At 66.6% G+C, this 563-nt stretch carries 2 protein-coding genes; one reads left to right on the plus strand and one right to left on the minus strand.

Annotated features, from left to right (window positions below):
* Positions 1–296 (minus strand): IS66 family transposase (locus F1735_RS34125; protein ID WP_229506101.1); only part of this gene is annotated, 296 nt, incomplete at its 3' end.
* 6 nt (positions 297–302) lie between these two features.
* On the opposite strand from F1735_RS34125, the gene F1735_RS36075 reads away from it, so the two are divergent.
* On the plus strand, positions 303–563 hold a 261-nt coding region (locus F1735_RS36075; protein ID WP_222853193.1), incomplete at its 3' end, for a hypothetical protein.

Below are 563 nucleotides of genomic sequence, written 5' to 3' on the forward strand. Positions count from 1 at the left end.
CGATTTGGCAAGATGCCATGCGCGGCGATCGCCTCCATGCCGCGCTTGGCATGCACGCCGTACCAGGTATGGGTGGCGGTCGCGGCGATATGCAGCCAGTGCAGTGTCTTGGCCACGCGCAGGCCCGACTCGTCCGCATGCACCAGCGCCGCCGCATGCAATTGTCCTGCGATCGTGTCTGCGGTCCCGCCGAAAGCGGCGCTGGCCTCGGCAACCCAGGCGAGCAAGGTGCCGGTCGACGGCTTGATGCCGTACAAGTCGCCAAGCAACTGGGCGGCGCGCGCGTACGGCAGCATTTGACCATGGATCAGATGGACGGCGAGCGCCTTCACGTTCGGGCCGTATTGCACCGTCTCCGTGACCGCGCCGGGAAAGGCGCTGACGTGCACCCGGCCGCAGCGGCAAACCTGTTCCAGGACTTGGTGCTCGACAACCTCGCGCGGCGCCAGCGGAATGTCGATGACTTGCCTGCGCGCCGTGACGCGGGCGCCATCGGCCGGCAATTGGTGGTGGCAATGATCGCATTGGCTCGGCAGTGGATGGACGACGATCTCGGTCGGTTG

The organism is Massilia genomosp. 1, from assembly GCF_011682185.1.
In the GTDB taxonomy this organism is placed as follows: Bacteria; Pseudomonadota; Gammaproteobacteria; order Burkholderiales; family Burkholderiaceae_D; genus Telluria_A; species Telluria_A rubra.